A 6278-nucleotide genomic window follows, 5' to 3' on the forward strand; every position below is an offset into this window, starting at 1 on the left:
ATCGGCAGCTTTCGTCGGCAGCGATAGGAATTTTTTCTTGACTCGGTGACCTCAGCTATGGTACAAATTCGCCCATGGTGCTGATTTGCGCCAGTGACCCGCCACACAGGCGGGTTTTTCGTTTTAATACGGATTCATTGCCTTGCCCCACCTGACCGCCGGTTTGATTTCCGGACGGCATGTGCTACGGGCGCGGGCATCCATCACACCAGTCGTGAAAGGCTGCCAGCCCATGGCCGTCGCCGCCAAGAACATTCCCGCACCAGACCTTGTTCCCGTGCGTCGGGCCCTGCTCTCCGTTTTCGACAAGACCGGCCTCATCGATTTCGCCAAAGCGCTGGCAGCCGCAGGCGTAGAGCTGGTCTCGACCGGCGGCACGGCAAAGGCGATCGCTGACGCGGGCCTTCCGGTGCGCGACGTCTCCGAGCTCACCGGTTTCCCCGAGATCATGGACGGCCGCGTCAAGACCTTGCATCCTGGGGTGCATGGCGCGCTGCTTGGCGTGCGCGACGATCCGGAGCATTCCGCGGCAATGCGCAAATACGGCATCGAGCCGATCGATCTCGTCGTCTCCAATCTCTATCCGTTCGAGGAGGTCCGCCGCTCCGGCGCCGACTACGCGTCGATCGTCGAAAACATCGACATTGGCGGGCCGGCGATGATCCGCGCCTCGGCCAAGAACCACGCCTATGTCGCCATCGTCACCGACCCCGGCGATTACGCCTCGGTGCTGACTGCGCTGGAGATGAACATCGGCTCGCTTTCGCTGGATTTCCGCAAGAAGCTGGCGGCCAAGGCCTTTGCCCGCACCGCCAGCTATGACGCGGCGATCTCCGGCTGGTTCGCCGAGGCGCTCGAGATCGAACATCCGACATGGCGCGCCTTTGGCGGCAGGTTGGTCGAGGTGATGCGCTATGGCGAGAACCCGCATCAGAGCGCCGGCTTCTACGTCAACGGCGACAAGCGCCCGGGCGTCGCCACGGCGCGCCAGCTGCAGGGCAAGCAGCTATCCTACAACAACATCAACGACACCGACGCCGCCTTCGAACTGGTCGGCGAGTTCGACCCCGACCTTTCCGCGGCCGTCGCCATCATCAAGCACGCCAATCCGTGCGGCGTTGCCGAAGGCGACTCGCTGAAAGCCGCCTACGCCAAGGCGCTGGCCTGCGACCCGGTCTCGGCCTTCGGCGGCATCATCGCCGTCAACCGCACCCTCGACGCCGAGGCGGCGGAAGAGATCGTAAAAACCTTCACCGAGGTGATCATCGCGCCCGGCGCCACCGACGAGGCAGCGGCCATCGTGGCGGCGAAAAAGAATTTGCGCCTGCTGGTCACCGGTGGGCTGCCGGACCCGCGCACGCCGGGTACGACGGTCAAATCCGTCGCCGGCGGCCTGCTCATCCAGGGCCGGGACAACGCCGTCGTCGACGACCTCGAACTGAAAGTGGTGACCAAGCGGGCGCCGACGCCGGCCGAAATGGCCGACCTGAAATTCGCCTTCCGCATCGCCAAGCACGTCAAGTCCAACGCCATCGTCTATGTCAGGGACGGCGCCACCGTCGGCATCGGCGCCGGCCAGATGAGCCGGGTCGATTCCTCACGCATCGCCGCCCGCAAGGCACTCGACGCCGCCGAGGCCGCCGGCCTTGCCGAACCGCTGACCAAGGGCTCGGTCGTCGCCTCCGACGCCTTCTTCCCCTTCGCCGATGGCTTGCTGTCGGCAATCGCCGCCGGCGCCACCGCCGTCATCCAGCCGGGCGGTTCGATGAACGACAAGGACGTGATCGCCGCTGCCGACGAGCACGGCATCGCCATGGTGTTTACGGGGATCAGGCATTTCCGCCATTGACGCACTTCTTCCTTCTCCCCTTGCGGGAGAAGGTGGATCGGCGCGTAGCGCCGAGACGGTTGAGGGGTGTTCCAGCGAAGTGAGACGTTGGTGTTCCCTGGAACACCCCTCATCCGACCTCGCTTCGCGAGGCCACCTTCTCCCACAAGGGGGGAAGGAAAGAGGCGCTCCTATCCCGCCGGCCGGTCCGCCGGATAGGGCGTCTTGACCAGGATCGCCATGCCGATGCCCAGGAACAGCACGATCACCGCCATGCCGAGCCGCGCCGAGCCGCTGGCCAGGGTGACGGACGCGACCATGAACGGCGCCAGGAAACTGGTCGCCCGCCCGGCCAGTGCATAAATGCCGAAATAGCGGCCGGATTCTGCCGCCGTGACGCTGCGCGCCATGTAGGATCGCGACGACGCCTGCACCGGCCCGAAAGCCACGCCGATCAACAGGCCGAAGAAGATGTAGGCTTTTTCCGCTGCCGTGCCGAACAGGCCGCCGCTGTCCGGCCCAGGCATCATCCAGAGGCCGAACAACGTGTAGCCCGGCCCGGTCGAGACGATGCCGATCGTGGCGATGCTGAGCAGGACCAGCGAGATCATGACGATGGTTTTTGAGCCAAGCGCCGTGTCGAGACGGGCTGCAACCAGGCAGCCGAAGATGGCAACGACATTGAGAATGATGCCGAAAATACCGATTTCGGTGATCGACCAGTGGAACATCGCAGCTGCGAAAGTGCCACCCAACGCCAGCAGCGCGTTGACGCCGTCCTGATAGATCATGCGGGCGACGAGGAAGCGGAAGATGCCGCTGCGCTTGCGCACCTCGCCCAATGTCACTTTCAGCTCCGCCAACCCCTCTCGCACAGCCGGACCGATCGGCAGGCCCTTGACGGCGTCGGGGGTGAAAAAGAACATCGGCAGGATGAACAGGAAGTACCAGCCGGCTGACAAAGGGCCGGTTGCGCGCGCATCCTCGCCGAGCTTCGGGTCGAGTCCGAACAGCGGGTCGATGCCGATGATCGTCTTGCCGGTCTCAGGCGAACCGGCCAGGCAGGCGACGACGAAGACCAGCACGATCATGCCGCCGAGATAACCAAGGCCCCAGGCCATGTTGGAAACCCGGCCGATCTCGCTCTTCGGCACCAGGCGCGGCATCATCGAATCGTTGAACACGGTCGAAAACTCCGCCGCCACCGACGCCAGCGAAAAGAACAGCACGACCAGGAAAAGGTTCGAACCGGGGGCCGCGAACCAAAGCATGCAAAGGCAGGTGATCTTGACCGCGGCAAAGAATGCGATCCACGGCTTGCGCGGTCCGGTCTGGTCGGCGATCGAGCCGAGGATCGGCGACAGCACTGCAATGACAAGGCCGGCCGCGGCAATGCCGTAGCCCCAGGCCGCCTGCCCGGTTTCCGGATCGCTCGCCATCCGCGACACGAAATAAGGCCCGAAGATGAAGGTGGTGACGACGGTGAAGAACGGCTGCGCCGCCCAGTCGAACAACATCCATCCCCAGATGCCGCGCCCGGACGCACGCTGCACTGTTTCTACCGTCATGATGATCCCCCGGCACCGGTTCCGTGTCGGGCGCCATGTCTGCATGTTTCATGCGCTCATGCAATGAACGAAGCTTGGTGCCGTCCCTTGCCCCTGCCGGGCGTTCGTTGTTCGAAAACCCAGCAATTGGCTTTCCTCCGCGGCGCGGGCCAAGCCCTTATTTTTTCTCGCGAGGGAAGTCGGACCGAAGGTCCGGCACCGTCCTCCACCCCCTGCTTCGCAGCGATTGCCGCCGGCGCGAATTTCTTGATTATTAAGTTGACTCTTTTTGTCCGGTTTGACTAATTGCGCTCGCGCAGGGCCGGAAAGTCGCCGGTCGAACGGCTCGATATGGTCTGACAGGGAATAAGAGATGACGATTGGTCGACAGGCATTGTCGCGCACTCAGGCAAGGCGATTGTTTGCGAGCAGTGCCTTGATAGCGGCATCTTTTGGAGCGGTGGGGGCCGGCCGGGCCCAGGAGGTTTCGCCGGACGATGCAACTCAACTGGAAACCATCGTCGTCACCGGCAAGTCGGACCGCGTTGTCGGGCCCGATCAAACGATCGTCGCCGAGGATACGGCGGCCGCCACCAAGACCGATACGCCGATCGTCGACGTTCCCGCCTCGGTTTCAGTGGTAACCCAGAAGGAACTGGAGGCGCGCCATGTCGAAAGCCTGCAGCAGGCCGTGGCCTATACATCCAGCGTCCTCACCGACGAGTTCGGCAACGATGACCGATACGACTATATTCGCATCCGCGGTTTCGACCAGACATCGCTCGGTACCTATCGCGATGGTCTCACGGCGCGCATCCCCGCCTGGTTCACGGCCAGCCGTCTCGAACCTTACGGACTTCAGCGCGTGGAGGTCCTGAAGGGATCGACATCGACGCTTTTTGGTCTCAACGGTCCTGGCGGACTGGTCAATGCCATCACCAAGCGGCCGCTGGACCAGAAGCAGGGGGAGATTTACACGTCCTATGGCGACGGTACCAAGGAGGTTGGCGTTGATTTTGGCGGGCCGATCGACCCCGATGGCGTGTGGACCTATCGGCTCACCGGGCTGGCCAAGGATGGCGATCAAGGATGGGATTATTCCAACGACGATCGGCTTTACATCGCGCCCGCGTTGACCATCAAGCCCGAGGAAGGAACGTCGCTCACCATCCTGACTGACTATTACAAGCGAGATGGCACAGGCGCACGCGGCACCCCGGCTGGCGGCAATATCGACATCGGCACATTCCTGGGCGAGCCGGATTTCAACCGCTTCAACACGGAGCAGGTCGATATCGGCTACCAGTTCGAGCACGAGTTCAACGAGAACCTCACCTTGCGCTCCAATGCCCGCTACACGCATTTGAGCCTCGACTACGCCGAGGTCTACGGCGCGTCGCTTGACCCCACGGCGGACCGCACGGCATTTTCCGTCGATGGCCTGTCCAACCGCTATGCCTTCGACAATCAGTTGCAATACGATACGGGCTGGGGCGGGATCGCAGCAAGACGCTTGTCGGCGTCGACTACGCCAACGACAACACCCGTGAAAACATTCTCTTCGGCACCGCCGGTCCCATCGGCATCGACAATCCGGCCTATTGCGGTCTGTCCTGCATCAATCTCGGCCCCTACGTGAACTGGCGGGTCAAGCAACAGGCAGTCGGTGTCTATGCCCAGGAGCAATTGACGTTTGACGACCGCTGGATCGTCACCCTGGGTGGGCGCTGGGACCGCGTGCATACGACGGCGGACTATCTCGACTCGGGAACGCAGGACGACGACACGGCATCCGCCTTCACCAAGCGTGCCGGCCTGACCTACAAATTCACTCCGAACCTCGCGGTCTACGCCAACTATTCGGAAAGCTTCCAGCCGCTCGTGGCGCCAAGCGGCAACGGATATGCGGTCTCGGGTTCGCTGAAGCCTCAAGAGGGCAGGCAGTATGAGGCAGGTATCAAGTACAAGCCCGACGGCTTCGACGGCCTGTTCACGGCCGCGGTCTTCGACCTTACCCAAACCAATGTTCCGACCTATGTCACGCCTGTTGTCCAGCAGCAGATCGGCAAGGTTGGCGTCCGCGGCATCGAACTCGAGGGCAAGGCCGCCATTGCGGAAAACCTGAACCTGACACTTGCCTATTCCTACTGGGATGCCGAGATCCTGGAAGACGGTATTGGAGGAAATGCCGGCAATCGGCCGCAGCGTGTCCCTCGCCACCTGGCTTCGGCCTGGGTTGATTATACGCTACCCGAGGAGGGACGGCGTGGCGACCTGACCATCGGCGGAGGCGTGCGCTATATCGGACAAACCTACGGGGATGACGCGAACACGACTTCGATTGGCGGCTACGCACTGGTGGATGCGGCGATCAGCTACAAGATGACCAAGGACGTGACGTTGGCCCTGAACGCAACGAACCTGTTCGACCGGAAGTATTTGACAACCAGCTATTACGGAACCGAATTTTACGGCGACCGGCTGAAGATCGTCGGCACGCTCAAACATTCCTGGTGAGCTTTTTGAACGCCGGTTTCGAGGCGGATGGCATTCGAAAAGAGCCACACGCATCCGGTGATGCGTGTGGTGATCGTCGGCGGTTCACATCCCCGTCAGATCGCTCATCAGCCCCGACGCCACCGACAGCCGCGACACGGTGATGTCGCCGCCCTCGGTCAGCGCCTGCAGCCGCTCGCGGATGCGCGCCACCCGCTCGCCGCCGGCGTCCAGCCAGGCCGCCACCGGGTCCGCCGTCCCGGCGTGGCCGGTGAGTGCCGCCACCGCGATGCCTTCCGCATCCCGCGTGTCGAGGACGCCGCACGCTCGATCACGCCTTCGGACTACTATGATCAGCTGGCACTGTCGCGCGCCACCGACACGATCGGCGCGCGACAGTGCCAGCT

At 63.0% G+C, this 6278-nt stretch carries 3 protein-coding genes and 1 pseudogene; 2 read left to right on the plus strand and 2 right to left on the minus strand.

Annotated features, from left to right (window positions below; all coding sequences use genetic code 11):
- Positions 1-232: 232 nt before the first annotated feature.
- Positions 233-1849: a bifunctional phosphoribosylaminoimidazolecarboxamide formyltransferase/IMP cyclohydrolase gene (gene purH, locus EN750_RS14200; RefSeq protein ID WP_127396788.1), complete on the plus strand. Its 1617-nt coding sequence runs from the start codon at positions 233-235 to the stop codon at positions 1847-1849.
- Between the two features lie 170 nt (positions 1850-2019).
- On the opposite strand, the gene EN750_RS14205 is transcribed toward purH, so the two are convergent.
- On the minus strand, positions 2020-3396 hold the full coding sequence (locus tag EN750_RS14205) for an MFS transporter (RefSeq protein WP_127396789.1): 1377 nt from the start codon (positions 3394-3396) through the stop codon (positions 2020-2022).
- Positions 3397-3748: 352 nt separating this feature from the next.
- On the opposite strand from EN750_RS14205, the pseudogene EN750_RS14210 reads away from it, so the two are divergent.
- A pseudogene (locus EN750_RS14210) lies at positions 3749-5892 on the plus strand (TonB-dependent siderophore receptor).
- 84 nt (positions 5893-5976) lie between these two features.
- On the opposite strand, the gene EN750_RS39950 reads toward EN750_RS14210, so the two are convergent.
- The coding region (locus EN750_RS39950; protein ID WP_210212743.1) for a hypothetical protein at positions 5977-6278 on the minus strand (302 nt) is incomplete at its 5' end.

The sequence above is a fragment of the Mesorhizobium sp. M7A.F.Ca.ET.027.03.2.1 genome, assembly GCF_003999175.1.
Taxonomy (GTDB): Bacteria; Pseudomonadota; Alphaproteobacteria; order Rhizobiales; family Rhizobiaceae; genus Mesorhizobium.

Excerpts from the sequence above, each read along its gene's own strand:
- purH (WP_127396788.1), top strand. The coding sequence starts at position 233 with ATGGCCGTCGCCGCCAAGAACATTCCCGCACCAGACCTTGTTCCCGTG.
- EN750_RS14205 (WP_127396789.1), bottom strand. The coding sequence starts at position 3,396 with ATGACGGTAGAAACAGTGCAGCGTGCGTCCGGGCGCGGCATCTGGGGA.